The organism is Paenibacillus favisporus, assembly GCF_040545415.1.
Classification (GTDB): Bacteria; Bacillota; Bacilli; order Paenibacillales; family Paenibacillaceae; genus Paenibacillus_AQ; species Paenibacillus_AQ favisporus.
Genome location: NZ_JBEPLV010000008.1, coordinates 378,828 through 398,360, shown reverse-complemented (window position 1 = coordinate 398,360; position 19,533 = coordinate 378,828). Strand labels below are relative to the sequence as shown.

Here is a 19,533-nt window from a genome sequence, read left to right as displayed (position 1 = left end):
TCATTTCGGCACTATGACCCCTTTTTGCCTGATCCGAAAGCAATCGCATACCGATCCGGATCGACCAGCACGAAGTCTTTCCAGTCCCCCCATCCCTGATGTTCCAGCACCGGCTCCTGAATGAACTGCGCTCCTCTAGCTTTGAAATGCTCATACAATTGATCCAGTTCTTCATGCGTTTCGACATATGCGTAAGTGTCCCATGGAACCTTCTTGTTGTTCCCGGAAGGGTTGGGACGGACATCTTCCGCCTTTGCCGCCTGAATCAATTTGAAGCCGAGGGCAAAATCATCCCTTACCGCCCAAACGTCCGACACGTCACAGCCGAGCACATCCGCATAATAGCGCTTGGACCTCTCTAAATCCGAAACCAATCGAACCTGAACCGAAAAGTGAACTTTACTCAAATGAACATCATCCTCCGAATGGTCGATTCTCCTTCGTACGCTCAACCTCTTCCTGGATTGGCCGCAAGGCCAATGGATGAGCTCGAAGGGTTGCCCTATGAAACTGGAAGATACAGCGCTTTCAGTCTATCACAAATTTTAACAATGATACATATGATTTCCTACTCTTTCCACATCCTCGTCACCTGCCGCAGGGTCTCTCCCTCCCATTCCGTCTTGTAAATATCCGGCATGGAAGTGGATTCCCAGAAGGCGTAATCGAACCGCGGGTCAAATTCGCCCAGCATCAACGTCATAATATCGCCGTGAGTCCCAATGACAATCCGCTTTCCGGCATGCTCATCCAGCAGTTTCCGGACCACCTGGGCCGCTCTATGCCGCGCCTCCATGCTCGACTCTCCCCCCGGAAAAGCAAAAGCGGTATCGCCGTATACCTTTTGCTTCGCTTCTTGAAACGATAGGCGCCCGATCTGCCCGATTTCCCGTTCCCTCAAATCTTCTTCTATGATGATTTCCCTGCCCGCGGAGTCGGCCGCATCCCGAATCGTTCGCACGGCTCGCTCGTAGGGACTGGAAATGTACAGGTCAATGCCTTCGCCCAGCAGTCTGTCCTTGACCGCAAGCGCGTCTGCCAGCCCCTGACGGGACAGTCCCCGTGTTCGTTCCCTGCCTTCCTCATAAGGCGATTCGGCATGCCGGACAAAATAAAGAAACGTGCTCCGCTTCAGGTGATGTACTGAATTCGCAGTCATGAACCAGCAACCTTTCCATTTTATTGGGTTAAAAGAGAAAAGCACCCGCTTCAACTCCATCATACCAGCGATCCTGCCGCTGACATATCTGAAAGTTTCACGGGTGCTTATATGAAGATAATAACGGTTCAAGCTCTTCTCGCCAGCTCGTATGGCAGACACAGCGGGACTCCCGTCCGGGGGTCGACGAGGATGTCGGCTTCAATAGCGAAGACCTCCCGCAGCACTTCCCGGGTCATGACTTCACCGGGTGTTCCCTCCGCCACGACTGTGCCTGATTTGATCGCCACCATATGCTGCGCATACCGTGTGGCATGGTTCAGGTCGTGAACGACCATGACGATCGTGCGGCCCTCTTCCTCATTCAGCTTCTGCAGCAGCTGAAGCACTTCCAGCTGATGCGCCATATCCAGGAAGGTCGTAGGCTCGTCGAGGAACAGAATATCCGTCTGCTGGGCCAGCGCCATGGCGATCCATGCACGCTGACGCTGTCCGCCGGACAACTGGTCGATCGCCCGGTCTCTGAAGGCCCCAAGCCCCGTAACGTCAATGGCCCACTCGATAACCTCACGGTCCTGCGCGCTGATGCTGCCAAATCCCCGCTGATGCGGCGAACGGCCGAAGCCGATCAGCTCGGTTACGGTCAGCCCATCCGGGGCCGTGGGGGTTTGCGGCAGGATCGCGAGCTGCTTCGCTACGTCCTTGGTCGGCTGGCTGTGAATCGATTTGCCGTCGAGCAGCACCGCTCCGGAGGATGGCTTCATCAAGCGGGCCATCGTTTTGAGAATCGTCGATTTGCCGGAGCCGTTGGAGCCGACCAAAGCCGTAATTTTACCCGCCGGAATGCTCAGGTTCAAATTGTTGACAATGAGCGTATCGGCGTATCCGATGTTCAGCTGCTCGGTGCCGAGCCTCGACTGGAGCTGCGCTTTATCCTCCGTGGCGATCTCTTGCTCCGGCCAAGCCAATGTGTTTTGTACCATACCGTATCATCCTTTTTTAGGGATTGTATTTCGCGGCGGGTTCGCCGCTCCGCATGCAGGGTGCCTTATGCTATGTTCAACGTTGTCGAAAATGCCGTATCGTCTAACGCATGATTGCCTTTGTTGACACATTATGCGTGGAAAAGTTCAATTTATGTGTATGTATACACACTTATTATGATAATGATTCTCAATTTCATTGTAAAGTGTTTTTTCCCTTTTCTCCGTCTGATCTCACGAAAAAAAGACAATGGAACTCATGGTCCCATTGTCCAAATATTGCGTCCTGCTTAACTACTCAAAATGTCCGCCAGCTCCATTAAGTCGTTGATCGAATAATCCGTCTCACAGCTCGTGTCTCCGGCAGCCGCCTTCATCCATACCGCCTTCATCCCGACCTTCCGGCTGGCCTCGACATCGTTAACAGGATGATCCCCGATAAACACAGCCTCCTCCGGCTGGAGCTCCAGCCTGTCCAAAGCCCTACGGAAAATAGCCGGGTCCGGCTTGCGGAGCCCTTCCAGCTCGGAAATGAGAATGGCGTCAAAATCATCACCAATGCCGAGCCCTTGAATGCTGCCCCATTGAAACTCGCCGAAGCCGTTGGAAATGATCCCGAGCTTCATTCCTTGGCGCTTGAGAGCAGTCAGCATTTCCCGAAGATGCGGATAACCTATGCAGTGAAGGCGAAAACCCGCGATATAGTCCTCCAGAAGGCGCTCCCAGGACAACTCCAAGTCCATTTCCCGCACAAGCTGTTCATAAACTTTGTCCTTCCAGACGTACCCCCGCGCATCCAGCTCTACAAAACGGCGGATATATTGATCCCGGTCCACACGTTGAAGCTCCGGAAACCGTTCATATTGATCCTCCGTAAAGCGCAGCAGCGAGGTATCCCGGTCCAGCAGTGTGCCGTCCAGGTCAAACAGCACGCCCTTGATCATGCCCCGCTCCTTTCCGCCAGCTGTTCCTGCTTTACAGCCGTGACCCGGGTCGTCTTCTTGTCAAAAGAGACGTTGACCTCCTCCACGAGCTCAACCTGCCCCTCCGCGAACGTTAGGATTAGCGTGACCCTATAGGGTGTCTCGATGTACATCACGGTTAGCTCGAGCTGCAGATCCTCGGTCAACCTGGCCGAAATGACGGCTTCCTGCCGATGCATGGCCAGATCCTTCCGGAAGATGTCTTTGGTGCTTACCCTCTTCGTCAAATCAAAGGGAAGTTCGCGCCGGCTGCCATCGGCATAACGGATCCGAAGCTCGGACCGCTCATCTAGGCTGCACACCGTAATCTCGGCAACGCCGCCTGGCTCTGGAGCCTGGACACGGTAGTGCCCTGCCCAATCATCCGGCATAGGAGACAAAGCAGAAGGTACCCGGTGCTCAGCGTCTTCCTGCATTCGCGCGATCCGCCGCAGAAGCAGCGGGTACGCTTCGGAGCTGACTTGTTGCGATCGGTCTACCCGGTCCACAATATGCTCATAGATAAGGTCCAGCAGCAGCGGCAGCTGCTTTTTCATATGGCTCATGCCGGAAGAGGCTGCAATGACAATGCCGTGCTTCGGAGCAACAAAGCAGAGCTGCCCGAACCCGCCGTTTCCCATATAACATCCCTGCCGGCACCGGAAAAATTGGTAGCCATACCCTTCCGAAAAATCGGCCCTCGTCTCATTGCGGCGGTTATCGCTCTGCTCCGTGGTGGCTAACCGGATGTATTCCGCCGATACGATTCTCCGGCCGCCATACACGCCCTCGTTCAGCAGCATCTGACCGAACTTCGCCACGCCATCGATGGGAATGCTCAGCCCCATGCCGCCTGCGGCCACTCCCATCGGGCAGGTCTCCCAATCCACCAAGCCAATTCCAAGCGGCTCGAACAATCTCGGTTTTACATATTCGACGAGGCTCATGCCGGTCGCTCTTTCCAGAATGGCGGCAACCATATAGGTCGCATGGGTGTTGTACACGTAATGGCTTCCCGGCGGATGCTCCGGCGCCAAGGATAAGAACGTTTGGGCCCAGTCTGGCCCGGATTCCATCACCCGGCCGTAGATGTTGTCATGATGTCCTGTATTCATCGAAAGCAGATGGTGGATGGTCATCTGGGATAAGTAGGACGGGACGTCACCGGCAAGCTTATCGGGAAAATACGAAACGACCGGATCCGTCAGCCGGATATATCCTTCGTCCCTGGCAATTCCCGCCGCAATGGAAGTGAAGCTCTTGCTGAGCGAAAATAATAACGTGGGTGCCTCTTCCCGATACGGCTGACGGTTGAAACGGGCCGTAACTTTTCCATTCTGAAGCAGCATCAAACGGTTGACCTGAAGCTCCAGTTCCTCGATCCGTTCTAAGAACCGAAGTACATCCCCGGACGACAGGCCATGGCTTTCCGGCTGTGAGGTTTCCAGTTCCAATCCCAATCGTACACCTCCAACATTCTTATTTATTGAAGTTCCTTAATGAAAAAGAGATTCAGATCATCGTCCACCCGGACCATCTCGCCCGGCACGACCGGCTGGTTCTTATACACGATGCCGTTGCCATCAGGAATGTAACCTCTACGGCAGTAAATGCGCTGTGCCTTGCCGTAGTCCTTGAACAAGCCCACACCGATGCCGATCCGTTTGCCCTTGCGGCTTACGATCGATTCAAACTCCTCCAGGATCCGGTTGCCGATTCCTTGGCGCTGGAAGACAGGGAACACATTGAGATCATTCACTTCCGGAATTCCTTGCTCTTGGAAAGGGGGGTAGTCCGATTCGTATTTCAGGTGACATACCCCGGCGACCTGGTCATCTGCATAGGCGATGATCGTTTCACGGACACCCGCTGCGTTTTCAGCGAGACATTTGTCGTAGTACTCATCGGGGCGAAAGATGTCCTGTTCGTTAAAAGCCTGCTTCCACTGCTGCTTTAATTCCTCTGAAGTGAGCAAAGTCAGTGTGATTTTCATATACAGCACCTCCATATCGAATATATTTTTGTCCCCGTGTTCCGCGGCTCTCTTTTAAAAGTTAATGTTCACTTACTTTAGCATTGATGATTAAAGAGATTCGCGATTATAATATGTATAAATATGCCACGGCTTGATAGTAGAGAGGGGAACTGCCATGCGATCCGCTGAAGTCCATAATTACGACTTTGCCTTTAGGCAGGCCGCGATCGGCATGGCCCTTATCGCGCCTGACGGAGCCTTCCTAGAGGTCAACCCCGCTTTATGCACCCTCCTCGGTTATTCACCTGACCATTTCACTTTGCCGGATCTTCTTCTTCCTGCGATTCAGGAACTGTCCCGCGACATCGTTAAGTGCGGGGAGTGGCTGCAGTCCATGAAACGGGATCAGCACCGGATCGACCAGCATTACTATCATCCTTCAGGACAACGGTTATCCCTTGATATCCGCATCTCCTTGATTCGAAATGAGGCCGGGAAACCTGAGATTTACTTCACCCAATTCGAGAACAGGACCCAGATGATGCAAATGGAAACCCGGCTGCATTATACCGAAACCCATCTGCACGAGCGGGAGGATTCCTTCATGCAGCTGCTGGATGGCCTCCCCCTGTCCGTGCTGATTACGAACCACGGCCAGATTCAGTATGCCAATCCTGCCGGACTCCGGCTCATTCATGCAGACAGCCTTGAAGCCGTGATCGGCATGTCAACGGACGATTTGGTCGACGCCGCCGACCACGAAATTTTGGCCGAGCGCAAGCAGCGGCACTACAGCAACATGCCCATCGGCTCCGTGCGCTACCGCATCCGCTGTCTCAATGGACAACTGAGGCATGTGGAAGGATTTTCACTGAAGATTACCTATCAAAAAAAGCGGTGCGTCATCGGGATCTTTAAAGATATCTCCGACCAGAAGCTTGAGGAAGACCGGCTCATGCAGTCCGAGAAGCTATCGACGGCAGGGCAGCTTGCCGCAGGCATCGCTCACGAAATCCGCAATCCGCTGACCGCCATTTTCGGCTTTTTGAAGCTCCTCCGCACTTCCAGCCATAACAACGACCAGTACTTTGCGATCATGGAATCCGAGCTGAAGCGGATCGAATTTATCGTCAATGAGCTGCTGGTGCTGTCCAAACCCCAGGTTTCGCATGCGAGCAAGCCAATGGACATTTTGCCGCTGCTGGACCAGGTGATCACGCTGATGAACGGCCAGGCCGCATTAAAAAATATCGAGATCGTTTCCGCCTTCTCCGAACCTTCCATCTGGATTGCCGGTGAGGCTAACCAGCTGAAACAGGTCTTCATTAACCTGCTCAAAAATGCGATGGAAGCCATGCCGGAAGGCGGAATCATCCGGATCCACGCTCTCTCCCGGAGCAACGAGGCCTTCATCAGCGTTCAGGACGAAGGCTGCGGCATGACTGCGGAGCAGATCCAAGCGCTGGGCAAGCCCTTTTTCACGACCAAGGAATCAGGCACCGGTCTTGGGTTTATGATCACACACAACATCATCCATAATCACGGCGGGAACATATCGGTCCAGAGCACTCTCCGGGAAGGCACCACGTTTACCGTGACGCTCCCCGTTATTTCCGAGCCGGAGGCAGCCTCATCATAACAAGCCTAATCCGGAGATGAGCCGGTAATTTTAAGTTTCACATCCTGGGACCAAAAAAAGGACGGTACTCCCGCGTTATGCTCCTATGTATTGGAGGAATACAGCAGAATGCCGTCCCTCCGGCTCCAGCCCGATTTGGCCCAAAAATAATTGCCGATCTCATTCTCCTCGATCACCATGATATGGCACTTGGCGATGCCCTCATCCCGGAGCTTATCCAGCCCGGCTTTCGCCAGTTTCTGTCCGATGGCGCGGCCCCTGCAGGCCGGATCGACCGCAACGTGGTAAATATACCCCCTTCGGCCGTCATGGCCGCACAGAATGGTGCCGATCACCCGATCACCCTCGGTGGCGACAAAGCTCATACCCGGGTTCCGAAGCAGGTACCGGTGTATCGATTCTTTCGAATCGGCGTCGCTCAGCGCCATCCCTTCCGTATTGCCCCACAGCTCCATGCATTGTTCGTAATCCTCAATCAACAGCTCTCGCAGTGTTTCCATGATGTTAGTTTCCTCCAGTCATTAATTAGAACAAACGTATATCGACGTACATTCAATGAAGCCAGCAGCACCCGGACTATGTCCCGGCCTCCGCCCGCTCTACCGACTCCGGACCGAGAATCTGTCTAAAGTGGTGCCGCATATGCTCCAGATAATCGTTCACCAGCCAATCCAGCGTCGCTTCACCGCCGCCGGGAAGAATGCAGGTTTTGCCGTAATCGTCCGCGGTCAAACTCTCGAGAACATGGACAATTTGCCTGTTCAGCATAACCCACAGCGTAATGATATCCGCCTGGTTGTATTGCTCCTGATACCCGTGCAGGTCCACCCACCGGTCCTGATCATATCCCTCAAGGGATACCGGATGCGCCGACAGTTTTATTTGGACAAACCGAAGATGGTTGTTCGCCGCCGAATCGCATAAGTGGCCTACGATCTCCTGCTTCGACCACTTGGCGGGTCCTTGCTTGTGTCTGAACACCTCTTCGGGCACAGCTTTCAGCTCGCTCTCAAAATATCCGACTAAACGGTTCAAGGTTTGACTATAATGATTCATCCCGCTTCTCCCCTCCATTGGCTGCATTGTATTCGATCAGCCAGCAATCGCGGTACTCTCCTTCATGCCATTCGCGTTTTTCCAGCAGTTTGATCTTGCGGAAGCCGCATTTTTCGTATACGCGCAGGGCCCTGGCGTTCCAGGTTTGCGGGTCCATGACAATTTTATCGGCTTGAAGCGTGTTGGTCAGATAAGAAACCATGCCTTGAATCAGCCTTGTGCCGATTCCCCGGTTCCAGCAGTCGGGCTCCCCTATAAACTGATCCATGCCGAAAATCCGCCCGTCCCCTTCGCCATAGCCATATACCTCGCGTTCCTCCGGATCGACATGATAGTACTGGATATAGCCGATATCGCGGTCGTCCAGTTGAATGATGCAAGCTTCGATTTGATCATCTCGGTAAAAGTGTTCCTGCACCATGGCCATATCATGCGGACGGTCCCGGCCTTCATAATATTCGAGGACGCGTGGATCGCTGAGCCAACGGACCAAATGGTCCGCATCGCCCGCCTCCAGTTTCCTTACACTGACCCCCTGCTTGCTCCAAAGAATCAAAATTACGCCTCCTCCCTCATAACTCAAGCACGCAGCGTTTGAGCCATTTTATATGAAAAGCTTAACGTTTTTGACCACGTAATGGTACCCCGACAAGACGGTCATCATCACGGCGATCACCATCAAGAAGGAATCGACGCGAAGGCTAGTCAGCCATTGAAAAGGATAGTTATTCAGCAGCACGGCCGTAATGGCGACGACCTGGGACACCATTTTCCACTTGCCGTATCGGTCTGCCGCCAGAGCGATCCCCTGGGCCGACGCCGCCAATCGCAGAGCGGTAATCATGAATTCACGGCCGATCATCACGAAGGCCATCCAGGCCGGAATCATCCCGGCTTCGACCATCATGATCAACGCCACCGAAACAAGCAGCTTATCCGCAAGCGGGTCCAGCAGCTTCCCGAGATTGGTAACCAAGTGGTATTTGCGGGCAATATACCCGTCCAGCTTGTCCGTAGCGGAAGCGAGAATGAATACGGCCACCGCCATATAGGTTCCGTACTGATTCAGAAATTGAATGAACGCGTTGGAATCCGCCAGCCGTACGGGGTACTCTGCGAAAAAAACGATAAACACCGGGATCAGCATGATTCTGGCCAGCGTCAGCTTGTTCGCCGGGTTCATGCATCCTTCCTCTCAAAAAACGTGATCCGGTTACCGAAAGGATCGATCACGCTCACCTCCATATCCTCAAGCCCAGGGCGCGCATGCTTGTATTTCTTCGCTATCAGTTTGGCATGGAGGCTCTGAATGTCTTCGACTTCAACACGGATCGCCGAGCCGGGGGTGCAGTCGCCGTGATGCCCGCTCAAATGGATCTCGCAGTCCCCGCTGGACACCTGCATGTATAAGGGAAGATCGTCTTCATAGCGATGCTCCCAGTCAATCCGGAATTCCAGGAAATCCACGTAAAACTCCTTGGCCTTGTCCTCATCGAAAATCCGAAAGATCGGTGTTACCTTCTTCATCACTTATCCTCCTCTAAAAGTTCATCCAAACTTATGCCCGGCCCGGCTATCGTACTGGCAATGCGGCGGCAAGCTGCATAGGCGCCGACAGTTGAGCGTACCGGCTCTCCACATAGGGATTGAACCAGACCGCGTGGATGACCTTCATCCCTGCCTGATGCGCCCCATCCAGCTCTCCGGAGCCTCCGTCACCTACAAACACGCAATCCTCCGGAAGCACCTGCAGCCGCCGGCATGCGAGTTCATAGATAGCAGGGTCGGGCTTACAGCATTGTACCTCGTATGAAAAAATAACATCGTCAAAATACCCGGTCAGCGGGGAATCTTCCCAGCCCCGGACTTCCTCCTCCGAACAGTTGCTGATCAGTCCCAGCTTCCAGCCATGGGTACGGAGATTTTCGAGCATGTCCAAAATGTCAGGGCGAACGGCTTCAAAAGGAATCCGCTTCTCCTGGATCCTTGACTGGTAGAGCGACTGAACGGACTGTTCGTCCGCATCCAGGCCCCTGCTTCGGCAAATATCCCGGATGACGTCCGGAAAACTTGCCAGCTCCCCACGCATCCGCCGCTCCACCCGGCTTCTCCATTCCAGCTTGAACTCTTCCTGGCTCAGGCCAAGCAGACCCGGGTAATCGTAGCGACGCCCCGATATCCGCCGGCCATCCGCATATTCGGTGATCAAGGTCTCGAACAAATCGAACAAAACGGCTTTCGTGCCCAAGCGGCATCCTCCTTATCGGTATTCGGGATTCCGGTTATATCATAGCCCGGCCGCTTCCCCCAAATATACGGTTGGAATGACCGTCTCCACCACATGCCCTTCCATGGCTCGCACCTCGTAGGCTTTGGCCTCAGGACGAGAGCTTACCGCCCGATGAAAAACACCATCTACATAATGCAGTGCCGCTCCGTCATCTGCGGCTATTCCCCCACCGATTTGTCCGCTTTGGATCAGCCGATGATAACTGGGCCTTCGGTCCGCTTCCCCGTCATAATGGGGACAGTGGCTTCCTGAAAGCAGGCCGAGGCCCTCCAGCCGGGTCAGATCGCCAGGGATGGAATCCGTCACGCCTTCCTCAAACCAGCAAATGGAACCGGCGCTTAGCCCGGATAGAATCACCCCATTTTCCCAGGCCGTCTTTAAATATCGATCCACACTCCGTTCCTTCCATACCGCAAGCATTGATTTCGTATTGCCGCCCCCGACATAAATGATATCTTTGTCCAGAATAAAATCCTCCAGATCGACGGTTGGTGGTTGGATCAGGGAAAGATGAGAAGGAGTGCATTCCAGACGCTGAAACGCATCATAAAAACGATCAATATACCCTTGCGCGTCACTGCTCGCCGTTGGTACAAAGCAAATCTTGGGGCGGCCGGTGCCTGCCTGCCGAAGAATGTACAGATCCAGCAAGGGGTTATCCGGTTCCATTGAGAATCCTCCGCCACCCATAGCGATAATTTGTTTGATGCTGACGCCCTCCTTTCCGTAACGTGTCATAAAATCAAAGTAAAACTGCCGCAAGCGATGTTAATTTACCTATTCGACGGGAAAACGCCATACCCTTTCTTCGCCGGGTACTTGCTAAAAATGGATCGATATGGTAGCCTGTTAGTAATTTACGAAGAACGGAGGGTTACGTGTGGTAGATCAGTTTATCCGGGTTCGCACGTTTTGCAACTAACATATTGCAAAATTCTCTGCTTGTACGCGGAGGACTCAGGATTGGTCTGCCATTTTTTAAAGGTAACCCAGGTTTTATAACGACTATGGCTGAAGCATCGTCTGCAGGAACACGCATGATCATGTCCGGCCTGCCTTTAAAAATTCATCTCACATGAACGCATTGCGGAATCGTACCCTCAAGGGATAGGAATGATCGTCGTCTCTCCCTGCCCTTGGGCCTCTTCCGGCTTTCATGTAAGACCTCATATCCTGCGGCCGAGGAACAGTTGTTCCTTGGACCGGTCGGTCCTTTCGCGAAACGCTGACACAGGCAGACAGCCTGTGTTTTTTTGTGCTTATTTTTAGATTAACGATGATTCTGGTGAGGAGGGTTACGTGTGGTAGATCAGTTTATCCGGGTTCGCACGGTGTACAGCTGCTAAGAAAAAAAGCCGTTGGCTTTGCTGTGTACAGAGAAACTCAGGATAGGTCTGCCCTTTTTGCCAGGTAACCTCCTTTTTGCTCAGGAAAAAATATCGCTTGGTCGATGCATAATGTGCCGCCACCCGCCGCTTCAATGCCGGGCTTATATGCCGATGAACTGCTCTTTCATGCAGTGCGTCCGGCCCGCACAGGTGCCTGTCATTCGGTGAAATCCGCCGGATCCCGCGGCGTTATCCTGAGTCTCTCCACTTCACAGCACAGCCGATGGGCAAGAAACCATCGCTGGAAAACGGAGGGATTCATGGATGCATAAACATCGACAACGTCATATTAAGACGCACTTGAACATAGAGAAACCCGCAGCAAAAGGACAGCACCTGCTGCACCACGAGCCGGTCATTCACGACATGATCGGAATGGCCGGCGTCACAAACGCCGACACGGTGCTCGATCTGGGCGCCGGGCGGGGAGCCATCACGTTCCCGCTTGCGAAGAAGGCTGGCAGAGTGCTGGCCATTGAGAACGATGCCGCATTCGCCGCCGCCCTTAGGCAAAAAGCGGTTCCCGGCTCCAATGTGGCCGTTATTGAGAGGGACATTCGCGAGGCTTATCTTCCGAAGGAGCCGTTTCATGTTGTAGCCAACATTCCATTTTTCATGACGACATTCATTCTCGAGAAGCTGCTTGACCCGCCGGGGTCTGCATTCCAGGGGGCGGTGCTGATTGTGCAGCACGGAGCAGCCAAGGGATTTACAGCAAGGCAGATTCGCAGCCCGCGTCTGCTCAAGTGGCGAATGTGGTTTGACTTCGAGCTGGTGAAGATCGTGCCCCGGCGGCATTTTTCACCCCCACCTCAGGTGGACGCAGCCGTACTCCGCATTCGGAGACGGAAAACACCTTGGCTGCAGACGCGGCATCATCATGCGTTCGGCGGATTGGCCGAATACGCGCTGAACGAGCCGGCACTGCCGGTGTGCGAGGCACTGGCGGAAATTTTTACACCGGTGCAAATCAGGCACCTGCTGCAGCACATCCGGGTAGAACGGAATACGCCGGTATGCTTGCTGCGCGAGCGGGATTGGGCCGCCGTATTTGATACGATGCGGGAGAAGGTCCCCTCTTATCGCTGGCCGAAAGCACCAACGAAGAAAAAGAGCGCCAGGTAGGCGTGAATTGAAATCTAAGGAGGAAACACAAATGACAGAACAACTCATTAAAGTAGATGGTATTGAACTGTGCACCGAAAGCTTTGGACGAAAGGAAGATCCGGCAATCCTGCTCATTATGGGCGCCACTGCCTCGATGATCTGGTGGGAGGACGAATTTTGCCAGCGACTTGCTGACGCGGGACGGTTTGTCATCCGTTACGATAACCGCGACGTCGGCCAATCGATGAATGATGAGCCCGGTAACCCGCAGTACGGTTTAGAGGACATGGCCGATGACGCCATCCGCGTGCTGGACGCCTACGGAATTAGCCGGGCCCATGTGGCAGGCATGTCGCTCGGCGGCCTGCTGACGCTGATGGCCACGGTCAAGTATCCCGAGCGGGTGCTGAGCGATACGCTGATCATGACCTCTTCGTTCCGTGACCCGAGTCTGCCGGAAATGGAAGAAAAGGTAGCTGCCTTTTTTGCTTCAGCCGATCAGGTCAATTGGGAGAATGAACAGGCGATCCTGGACTTTAGCGTTCAAAAATGGAATCTGCTCCGCGGGTCAAAGCACGCTCCGGACGAGGATAAAGTCCGCCGGCTGGCCGCACGGGAGCTGCAGCGGACCCGAAATTGGACGGCGAGTATGTTTAATCATGGCCTGCTGACCGGCGGAGAGGAATTGATTGCCCGGGTACCGGACATCCGGGTGCCGGCCCTTGTCATCCATGGCACGGAGGATCCGATCATCCCTTATGTCCACGGTGAAGCATTGGCACGGGAAATTCCAGGAGCCCGGCTGCTGACCCTGGAAGGAACCGGCCATGAGCTGCATGAGGACGATTGGGATGCCATTCTGGATGCGATCATCCAGCATACCGCAGACATCCAGCAGAGCGAATCGGGATCAGTTAAGTAATTAGCAAAACAGCGGGCAGGGACTCATCCCTGCCCGCTGTGTGTATGTAACCCTACAGATGATGAATCTGATGCTTCAAGTCAGCGCTGCCGTCAATCACTGACAAGATGTCTGTCTTCAGCTCAACCGGATATACCGACACATCGCTCATACCCAGCTTCCGTTTCGCAGCAGCGGCTCGATCGTGCCGTCCTCATGCTCCGCATCGATGCTCAGTTCCGCCGAACCGACCATAAAATCTTCGTGCTGCATGCTGACGTTGGCTCCGCGGGCAAGCAGCTCCTCATCGCTGAGCCCCGCCCCGCCCTGCAAATTGGTCGGATATGCGTTCCCGAGCGCAAAATGGCAGGACGCATTCTCGTCGATGCCCACGTTATAGAAAACCTGGTTCAGACGGGAGATCGGCGAATCATGCGGTACGATCGCAATCTCCCCCAAATATCGCGTCCCCTCATCGGCATCCAAAAACTGCTTCAACGCCTCATATCCAGTCTCCGCCGTAAAATCCACCACACGTCCCTCACGAAACGTCAGAGTGAAGCGGTCCACCAGTTGCCCGTTCAGCACAAACGGCCGGGTGCTCGATACCGTTCCGTTTGTCCCGGCGCGGTGCGGCATCGTATACACTTCCTCGGTCGGCATATTCGCCACGAACGGAATCCCGCTCTGATTAACCTGGCCGCCGCCAAGCCAGATATGGCCGGGAGCGAGTTCGACCGTCAGATCCGTGCCGGGTGCCTTGTAATGCAGCCTGCGGTACTGCTTCGCGTTCAGCTTATCGGTGACGGCTCGTAAATGCTGCGTATGCCTCCGCCAGGCAGCTACCGGATCCTCTTCATCGATATGGTTCATGCGGAAGATCGATTCCCATAATGCGTTCACCCGCTCTTCCTGCGGGCGGTCGGCAAACACTTGATCCGCCCACGCCTGGCTCGGCACGTTGACGATGCACCAGCTGATCCGATTGGTGCGCACGTATCCGAGATAGTTCCTGCGGGCGGCGGCGGCGGCTTTCCGGGAAGCCGATATTTTCGCCGGATCCACGCCGTCATACAAATTCGGGTTCTCCCCGTCCAGCAGGAGAACCGCTCCGCCGGACTCCGCGATGCTCTCCATCATGTGCGCCGTCCAAGGGGGATAGAACGCAAACGACTCCGGTCCCGCCAGGTCATAGCGCATGCGCTCTACCGTTTCATCACGCCAGTTCAACTGTACATACTTGGCCCCTGCCTGGTAGGCTTTAGCCGTAACCAGCCGCGCAAAATCAGCCGACTCTATAGGCGATTCCACATAGAGCACCTGACCCGGCTGCACATTTACGCCCACTTGGACGAGCAGCTCCGCATATTTTTCCATTTGCTTCTGAAACTCCGTCAATAACATCCCCTGCCTTATCTATTTATAAATTGTACGATCTTCATAACGAGCCGATTAGCCGGGTGACCAGAGGAAACGCATAAATGACCACCATGCAGGCCAGCAAAATCCAGCTGAGGATCCGCGGATACTTGGCACGGTACATTCTCACGGTACAAAATATGCCCGCCACGAGCAATGCCAAACCGGCGATGACCGGCAGATGATACCGGGTCGAACCTGGCGCTGAACTCCCTATCCATGGATCCAAACCTAAGCTTGAAAAAATCATGTCCCCCACGGATACATCCTGATGATTTTGCACCAAAAGGACCAGCGCGGCCAGAATCATCAGGAAATAGGGTATTCCCTTTTTCACGCGTAATCACCTCCCTCGGAATCTGCTCCGCTTCGCTAATTCCTTTCCAGCATCCAATCCAGGTGTTTCTTACTATGGTTCCATATCCAATGGGTCCCCGTCTCGATCTGGGGCAGCAGCCCATTCAGGGTTCGGTGCGCGAGCACGAAGTCCTCCTCCGTAATAGCCGAACTGCGAAGCGCGTCGCTCAACTCGTCTTCATCTTTGATCACATAGCTGCCGTCAGGAAAGACGACCAAGTCCAGATACAAGTCATCCCAGTAAGGAATGCCCTCCCCGCTCAGACCGTTCCGTTTCGTTATATCTACATACCACTGGATGACCTCACGCTCCGCATTAAACATGGTGGTGACCGCGTAGTGCTCCTCTTCCGGAAAGTGCTGCATCCAAACGTATCCCTGATCCGCCAGGCACAAGTCCCGGTTCTGCATCTGTACCACAAGAGGTTCGCTGATTTGATGAATCGAGATGAGTGTCACATACCCGTTAAATTCGTCGGATCGGAGCGGCCTGCAAGCAAAATCTCTTTCCAGCACCCGCCGCCAATCCCGACGGTCGGCATATTTTCGCTTCACTTGCTCCCCTCCCGAGCTCTCCGCTTCTGCATAACTCTGGCCGCCGCCGCTAAGCAAGCGACTGAGACGATGCCGATCCCTGCGTACAACCACCATATCGTTCGCATCTCCAGCCCTCCGGAATAAGCTCCCTGCTGAATCGCCAAAATGTACGTATCTTCGCCTGTTCGAACCGCAATGGCCTCATGACTGCTCCGCCCTTGAATGGCGTAGTAACCTGTTCCTTTGGGATACATATTGGAGAAATTCCCCCGATACGTCCCTTCCCGGTCCGAATACTTCGTGACTTTGCCGATTTTTTGGCCGACGTCCTCGGGCTGTATGGCTTGTTCCGTGACCCGGTAAATATTGCCCGAGTATACGACAAATGGATAGGCCCAGCTCGCAGAGGCGATCGATAGTGGAAAAAGTAGGATCAAACCAAGGAATAGAGGCAGCACTCTTTTCAAATGACATCCCTCCCCAAAAAATAGCCATCAGCAAAACGCTAATCCGTGACTTTTTACACGACAACTGGCAGCTTATGCCTGAATCCATGTTCCCCGGGTATAGCCCAGCTTCAGACCTGCCCGCTCCATGTTGCGGTGGCTGGTCGAGGCGTAGGCCGCCTGGCCGACCACGATCCGGCAGCCGCTTCGATGCGCTTCGGTGATCCTTTTTTCCAACAGCGCCTGCTGAACCCCCTGGTTGCGGTATTCCGCAAGTGTAGTGGCAAACGTCAGCGAAGCCGTGTCATCCTGGATATACATCACGCCTACGCCGGCCGGTCTGCCGTTGACCCATGCCGCATAGAATTTCCATCCATCCCTGTCATAAAGAACGATGTTGTTGTCGGCGATGTGGTGTTTGCCGGATATTGGCAGACCGGTGCCCAGGCAGTGAATTTCGGCATACAAGTCCATTTCGTCTGCGCTGAGTTCCCGGATCGTAATATGCTCTCTTCCTGTCTCACAAGAGCGAGGTTCGCCGTATAAAGTCGCATGATACCCGGTCTGGTAATAGCCCTGATCAAAGAGAGCCTTCATCAGCTTAGGATGAGATTTGGAAGGAGCCACCTCAAATTGGCATCGGCCCTGCCGCTTCCGATAAAATTCCAGAATTTCATCCAGGCGCTCAGCCTCTTGCTCTCCAATTCCCTTCACCGTATTAAACTGCGGCCACGGCATCGCTTGACTATAGAACGCGGCAGCACCACCAAAAGTTTGAACGTCGATCCCCATCGGATTGCCGGGCCGCTCCTGAATCGCCTTCATTCGGTCGATCATGTAATCGATTTCGGATTGCTCCATCAGATCGGCCAGTTCTTTGCTTATGTACATATTATGACGTCCTTTTCTGGCTTGATCGTTAAAGAACCTATCGGAAATCGCAAAGCATCAAGCGCGCTCATCGTTCTTTTCCCCTTCTGTCATCTTCTGCCTCGTGACGCTTATGCATGACGACCTGCCGGGTCGGCTTGTAGCCGGTCTGTTGATAAAAATCCACCAGGCCACTCTCGCAAAATAAGCTGACCACGTGGATATTTTTCAGTTCTGCGGTGATGCTGTCGACGATCTCCCGTCCCAAGCCGCGTTTTCTGTAATCCTCGTGCACGCCCATATCCTCGATATAGGCACGGAACAAGCCGTCCGAGACCGCTCTCGCAAACCCGACCAGCCTGTCCTCGTCCCAGGCGCCCACAGCAATGGATGAGCCGAGCATGGATTCGATATCGGCCAATGTTCTTTCCGGCCACCAGCCCAGGTGATCATACAGCTGTTTCACTTGAGCGGCGGGGATATTTTTCTCCTGATACGTCCGTACAGTGATTGGACTCATAATTTCAGCTCCTTAATATAGAATTTTTCTTTTGCATTAAATCTTCAAAAACAGGCCGCTGAACGGAACTGATCGGCAGCTGTTCGATTTCATCCATGGACTTGAATTCAAGCTGAAGTGACTCCTGATAAAGGTCCTGAAAAAGAAGTGCCCTTCCGTTATCTGAAAGGCTTCCCTGCAAGTTTGCTTCCGCCTTGAAGATGAACATGACAAACACAACCTCGTTCCCGTCAGGATAGGTGTACTGCATTCTCGGCCCGCTATAAACACCCATCAGTTCATGTTTCAGGACGACCAGTCCGGTCTCTTCCAGCACTTCCCGCTGCATCGTCTCCTCAATCGTTTCTCCGGGCTCCATCGCACCGCCGGGCAATCCCCAATCCCCATAGTCAGACCTGCGCTGCATGAGGATGCGGCCGGCTTGATCCTGAATAACAGCGCCGCCTGTCACGATAATGCGCATAGCTGCTTCCTCCCTCCTGATGCGAAATCAGCTTTTTGCCCACGCCCGCGCCTTCTCTAACAGCTCAGCAATCGTTCCAGACTTTTCATCCGAGTATTTCAGCAACGTGTTGATGCCGCTGGCCACCGTGTTCCGTTTGGCCTCTGCATAGGCATTCGCCTGCTCCGGATGGGTACGCAAATAATCCCTGAACAGCAGGTTATCCCGCCAAATGGCGGAGTCCCACTCGGTAATCTGCAGATTGATCTTCTGCCCAGTACGTTTACGATAATGTATCCGCCCCGGCACTCCCGCCACACCCATGCCCTCATACTGTAAAGCAACCAGCCGCCGGTCTGTCTGCTCGTCAATATGAAGCTCCTTGAGGCCAATCAGGATATCGACAATCGGTTTGGCCGTCATTCTCTCGATAGACGTGCTACCGATATGGGCAAACTCCACCGCTTGTTCCGCAAATACAGGCTCCAGCTTCCTCTTCTCTTGCTCATAGATGTCCTTCCATTCATCCTGATAAGATGACAGCTCAATGATTTCATCAATACCCATCAGTTCCCTCCGATCCGATCATTGCTCCTTTTTTTGGACAGCTCCTTATTTGGAAAAATCCAGTCCCTTGTCGGCCATTGCCCGCCGAAGCTGTTCTACCGCCGTAGGTCCGATGCCGTGAAGCTGCTTCAGCTCCGGTTCGGTGAGTTTCGCGACCTCTTCTAGCCGGGTAATGCCCGCATTCCGGAGCGCGCGTACCGCCGGCTGGGCCAGATTGGGCAAATCGCTTTCCGTCAGATCCTGCTTATCCTTTGGCATGGCTTATAAACCTCCATAAATAGATGGATAATACCTTCCAATCACGTTTTCATCCCAAATCTGTGCCTCAATGTATCGCTCTGGCCCCCGGTCCCCGTGCTTGTTCCATTCCTGCGGGAGCCCGTACCTGGCGATAGCTTCCCGGATTTCATCCTTCGTATATACCTGCTTGCGGTAGGGCCAGCCATCTTCGTAGCGCATTGTCGGAAACAGATCGCCGTACGTAAAACTGATCGAACGATCATCGAATTCGTCCCAATCGATTTGAACCACGTTTGGTTCCGTATACCAAGAAAACAGCCAATCGCACGGTCCGAGGGTCATATAATGCGGATACGGATTTGCGGGCTGGCCGCCTTTGGCTATAAACGCCTCTCTGGCTCGGCTCTCCAGTTTGAGCCTTGTATCCATGTAATCGCCTGCCCTTTTACTGGCAAACGTTTTTCCTTCCTGCACGATCTGCCCCAAAATTTCACGAGCTTCTTCCAGCGGCAGACACGAAAGGTTTCGAAAAGGACCCCTTGCTGCTTCATAATAGTGATACAACACCAGCGTCATGGCCATCTCCCCTTTCGGCAGCTTGGTTTCACTTAGCCCCCACTCAAAAAATAAAGCATCAGAACATACCGATGATGTCTGACGCTTTACGTTTTATTC

Annotated in this window: 26 protein-coding genes; 3 read left to right on the top strand and 23 right to left on the bottom strand. The window is 53.8% G+C overall.

All coding sequences use genetic code 11. The features are described from left to right. Positions 1-11: 11 nt before the first annotated feature. The 6 genes from ABID47_RS30735 to ABID47_RS30710 all read right to left on the bottom strand — a co-directional run bounded on the left by ABID47_RS30735 (position 12) and on the right by ABID47_RS30710 (position 5,097). Complete coding sequence (locus ABID47_RS30735; RefSeq protein WP_354502664.1) at positions 12-407, bottom strand: VOC family protein; 396 nt, start codon at positions 405-407, stop codon at positions 12-14. Between the two features lie 161 nt (positions 408-568). Beyond that, entirely contained in the window at positions 569-1,159 is a 591-nt protein-coding gene (locus tag ABID47_RS30730; protein ID WP_354502662.1) for a histidine phosphatase family protein, read from the bottom strand. A 128-nt stretch (positions 1,160-1,287) separates the two neighbouring features. After that, positions 1,288-2,142, bottom strand: coding sequence for an ABC transporter ATP-binding protein (locus ABID47_RS30725; RefSeq protein ID WP_354502660.1), 855 nt, complete (start codon positions 2,140-2,142; stop codon positions 1,288-1,290). A 290-nt stretch (positions 2,143-2,432) separates the two neighbouring features. Next, a complete protein-coding gene (locus ABID47_RS30720) occupies positions 2,433-3,086 on the bottom strand; it encodes an HAD family hydrolase (protein WP_354502658.1) in 654 nt (217 codons plus the stop codon). Beyond that, positions 3,083-4,564 (bottom strand): serine hydrolase domain-containing protein, encoded by a 1,482-nt coding sequence (locus ABID47_RS30715; protein ID WP_354502656.1) that lies wholly within the window; start codon positions 4,562-4,564, stop codon positions 3,083-3,085. The genes ABID47_RS30720 and ABID47_RS30715 overlap by 4 nt, the downstream gene beginning before the upstream one ends. 23 nt (positions 4,565-4,587) lie before the next feature. Continuing rightward, positions 4,588-5,097 carry a GNAT family N-acetyltransferase gene (locus ABID47_RS30710; RefSeq protein WP_354502655.1) on the bottom strand — a complete coding sequence of 170 codons (510 nt, stop codon included), beginning with the start codon at positions 5,095-5,097 and terminating at the stop codon, positions 4,588-4,590. Positions 5,098-5,254: 157 nt separating this feature from the next. Here ABID47_RS30710 and ABID47_RS30705 point away from each other — a divergent pair, with 157 nt between their 5' ends. Then, positions 5,255-6,718, top strand: a complete 1,464-nt coding sequence (locus ABID47_RS30705; RefSeq protein WP_354502653.1) for an ATP-binding protein — start codon at positions 5,255-5,257, stop codon at positions 6,716-6,718. 83 nt (positions 6,719-6,801) lie between these two features. Here ABID47_RS30705 and ABID47_RS30700 read toward each other — a convergent pair whose 3' ends face one another. From ABID47_RS30700 to ABID47_RS30670, 7 genes are all read right to left on the bottom strand, one after another. After that, entirely contained in the window at positions 6,802-7,218 is a 417-nt protein-coding gene (locus tag ABID47_RS30700) for a GNAT family N-acetyltransferase (RefSeq protein ID WP_354502651.1), read from the bottom strand. A gap of 76 nt (positions 7,219-7,294) precedes the next feature. Beyond that, a complete protein-coding gene (locus ABID47_RS30695) occupies positions 7,295-7,774 on the bottom strand; it encodes a DinB family protein (RefSeq protein ID WP_354502649.1) in 480 nt (159 codons plus the stop codon). Next, positions 7,761-8,330 (bottom strand): GNAT family N-acetyltransferase, encoded by a 570-nt coding sequence (locus ABID47_RS30690; protein ID WP_354502647.1) that lies wholly within the window; start codon positions 8,328-8,330, stop codon positions 7,761-7,763. Before ABID47_RS30690 ends, ABID47_RS30695 begins: the two co-directional genes overlap by 14 nt. Before the next feature lie 48 nt (positions 8,331-8,378). After that, positions 8,379-8,957: a CDP-diacylglycerol--glycerol-3-phosphate 3-phosphatidyltransferase gene (pgsA, locus tag ABID47_RS30685; protein ID WP_354502645.1), complete on the bottom strand. Its 579-nt coding sequence runs from the start codon at positions 8,955-8,957 to the stop codon at positions 8,379-8,381. Then, positions 8,954-9,301: a glyoxalase superfamily protein gene (locus tag ABID47_RS30680; RefSeq protein WP_354502644.1), complete on the bottom strand. Its 348-nt coding sequence runs from the start codon at positions 9,299-9,301 to the stop codon at positions 8,954-8,956. Before ABID47_RS30680 ends, pgsA begins: the two co-directional genes overlap by 4 nt. A 46-nt stretch (positions 9,302-9,347) precedes the next feature. Next, a complete protein-coding gene (locus ABID47_RS30675; protein WP_354502643.1) occupies positions 9,348-10,022 on the bottom strand; it encodes an HAD family hydrolase in 675 nt (224 codons plus the stop codon). Positions 10,023-10,061: 39 nt separating this feature from the next. Beyond that, on the bottom strand, positions 10,062-10,772 hold the full coding sequence (locus ABID47_RS30670) for a Type 1 glutamine amidotransferase-like domain-containing protein (protein WP_354502776.1): 711 nt from the start codon (positions 10,770-10,772) through the stop codon (positions 10,062-10,064). A 944-nt stretch (positions 10,773-11,716) separates the two neighbouring features. On the opposite strand from ABID47_RS30670, the gene erm reads away from it, so the two are divergent. Both erm and ABID47_RS30660 read left to right on the top strand, forming a co-directional pair. Then, positions 11,717-12,577, top strand: coding sequence for a 23S ribosomal RNA methyltransferase Erm (gene erm / locus ABID47_RS30665; protein ID WP_354502641.1), 861 nt, complete (start codon positions 11,717-11,719; stop codon positions 12,575-12,577). Between the two features lie 31 nt (positions 12,578-12,608). Beyond that, the gene (locus tag ABID47_RS30660; RefSeq protein ID WP_354502639.1) at positions 12,609-13,481 is read left to right on the top strand and encodes an alpha/beta fold hydrolase; all 873 of its coding nucleotides are present in this window, start codon (positions 12,609-12,611) and stop codon (positions 13,479-13,481) included. Positions 13,482-13,628: 147 nt separating this feature from the next. Here ABID47_RS30660 and ABID47_RS30655 read toward each other — a convergent pair whose 3' ends face one another. From ABID47_RS30655 to ABID47_RS30610, 10 genes are all read right to left on the bottom strand, one after another. Further along, positions 13,629-14,858, bottom strand: a complete 1,230-nt coding sequence (locus ABID47_RS30655) for an aminopeptidase (protein ID WP_354502637.1) — start codon at positions 14,856-14,858, stop codon at positions 13,629-13,631. Positions 14,859-14,898: 40 nt separating this feature from the next. Continuing rightward, a complete protein-coding gene (locus tag ABID47_RS30650; protein WP_354502635.1) occupies positions 14,899-15,216 on the bottom strand; it encodes a hypothetical protein in 318 nt (105 codons plus the stop codon). A gap of 35 nt (positions 15,217-15,251) precedes the next feature. Further along, entirely contained in the window at positions 15,252-15,791 is a 540-nt protein-coding gene (locus tag ABID47_RS30645) for a ribonuclease FAU-1 family protein (RefSeq protein ID WP_354502633.1), read from the bottom strand. After that, entirely contained in the window at positions 15,788-16,231 is a 444-nt protein-coding gene (locus tag ABID47_RS30640) for a hypothetical protein (RefSeq protein WP_435530688.1), read from the bottom strand. Before ABID47_RS30640 ends, ABID47_RS30645 begins: the two co-directional genes overlap by 4 nt. Positions 16,232-16,312: 81 nt before the next feature. Further along, the gene (locus ABID47_RS30635) at positions 16,313-17,110 is read right to left on the bottom strand and encodes a GNAT family N-acetyltransferase (protein ID WP_354502629.1); all 798 of its coding nucleotides are present in this window, start codon (positions 17,108-17,110) and stop codon (positions 16,313-16,315) included. A 67-nt stretch (positions 17,111-17,177) separates the two neighbouring features. Then, positions 17,178-17,609 (bottom strand): GNAT family N-acetyltransferase, encoded by a 432-nt coding sequence (locus ABID47_RS30630; protein ID WP_354502627.1) that lies wholly within the window; start codon positions 17,607-17,609, stop codon positions 17,178-17,180. Positions 17,610-17,613: 4 nt separating this feature from the next. After that, on the bottom strand, positions 17,614-18,072 hold the full coding sequence (locus ABID47_RS30625; protein ID WP_354502625.1) for an NUDIX domain-containing protein: 459 nt from the start codon (positions 18,070-18,072) through the stop codon (positions 17,614-17,616). A gap of 27 nt (positions 18,073-18,099) precedes the next feature. Continuing rightward, a complete protein-coding gene (locus ABID47_RS30620; RefSeq protein WP_354502623.1) occupies positions 18,100-18,618 on the bottom strand; it encodes a GrpB family protein in 519 nt (172 codons plus the stop codon). 45 nt (positions 18,619-18,663) lie between these two features. Next, the gene (locus ABID47_RS30615) at positions 18,664-18,876 is read right to left on the bottom strand and encodes a helix-hairpin-helix domain-containing protein (protein WP_354502621.1); all 213 of its coding nucleotides are present in this window, start codon (positions 18,874-18,876) and stop codon (positions 18,664-18,666) included. Between the two features lie 3 nt (positions 18,877-18,879). After that, a complete protein-coding gene (locus tag ABID47_RS30610) occupies positions 18,880-19,434 on the bottom strand; it encodes a hypothetical protein (protein ID WP_354502619.1) in 555 nt (184 codons plus the stop codon). Positions 19,435-19,533: the final 99 nt, after the last annotated feature.

Bases quoted from the DNA above. Each gene is read 5' to 3' on its own strand.
- ABID47_RS30630 (WP_354502627.1), bottom strand. From the start codon at position 17,609: ATGAGTCCAATCACTGTACGGACGTATCAGGAGAAAAATATCCCCGCC.
- ABID47_RS30730 (WP_354502662.1), bottom strand. From the start codon at position 1,159: ATGACTGCGAATTCAGTACATCACCTGAAGCGGAGCACGTTTCTTTAT.
- ABID47_RS30610 (WP_354502619.1), bottom strand. From the start codon at position 19,434: ATGACGCTGGTGTTGTATCACTATTATGAAGCAGCAAGGGGTCCTTTT.
- ABID47_RS30620 (WP_354502623.1), bottom strand. From the start codon at position 18,618: ATGGGTATTGATGAAATCATTGAGCTGTCATCTTATCAGGATGAATGG.
- ABID47_RS30625 (WP_354502625.1), bottom strand. From the start codon at position 18,072: ATGCGCATTATCGTGACAGGCGGCGCTGTTATTCAGGATCAAGCCGGC.
- ABID47_RS30680 (WP_354502644.1), bottom strand. From the start codon at position 9,301: ATGAAGAAGGTAACACCGATCTTTCGGATTTTCGATGAGGACAAGGCC.
- ABID47_RS30725 (WP_354502660.1), bottom strand. From the start codon at position 2,142: ATGGTACAAAACACATTGGCTTGGCCGGAGCAAGAGATCGCCACGGAG.
- ABID47_RS30635 (WP_354502629.1), bottom strand. From the start codon at position 17,110: ATGTACATAAGCAAAGAACTGGCCGATCTGATGGAGCAATCCGAAATC.
- ABID47_RS30660 (WP_354502639.1), top strand. From the start codon at position 12,609: ATGACAGAACAACTCATTAAAGTAGATGGTATTGAACTGTGCACCGAA.
- erm (WP_354502641.1), top strand. From the start codon at position 11,717: ATGCATAAACATCGACAACGTCATATTAAGACGCACTTGAACATAGAG.
- ABID47_RS30695 (WP_354502649.1), bottom strand. From the start codon at position 7,774: ATGAATCATTATAGTCAAACCTTGAACCGTTTAGTCGGATATTTTGAG.
- pgsA (WP_354502645.1), bottom strand. From the start codon at position 8,957: ATGAACCCGGCGAACAAGCTGACGCTGGCCAGAATCATGCTGATCCCG.
- ABID47_RS30705 (WP_354502653.1), top strand. From the start codon at position 5,255: ATGCGATCCGCTGAAGTCCATAATTACGACTTTGCCTTTAGGCAGGCC.
- ABID47_RS30615 (WP_354502621.1), bottom strand. From the start codon at position 18,876: ATGCCAAAGGATAAGCAGGATCTGACGGAAAGCGATTTGCCCAATCTG.
- ABID47_RS30710 (WP_354502655.1), bottom strand. From the start codon at position 5,097: ATGAAAATCACACTGACTTTGCTCACTTCAGAGGAATTAAAGCAGCAG.
- ABID47_RS30700 (WP_354502651.1), bottom strand. From the start codon at position 7,218: ATGGAAACACTGCGAGAGCTGTTGATTGAGGATTACGAACAATGCATG.
- ABID47_RS30720 (WP_354502658.1), bottom strand. From the start codon at position 3,086: ATGATCAAGGGCGTGCTGTTTGACCTGGACGGCACACTGCTGGACCGG.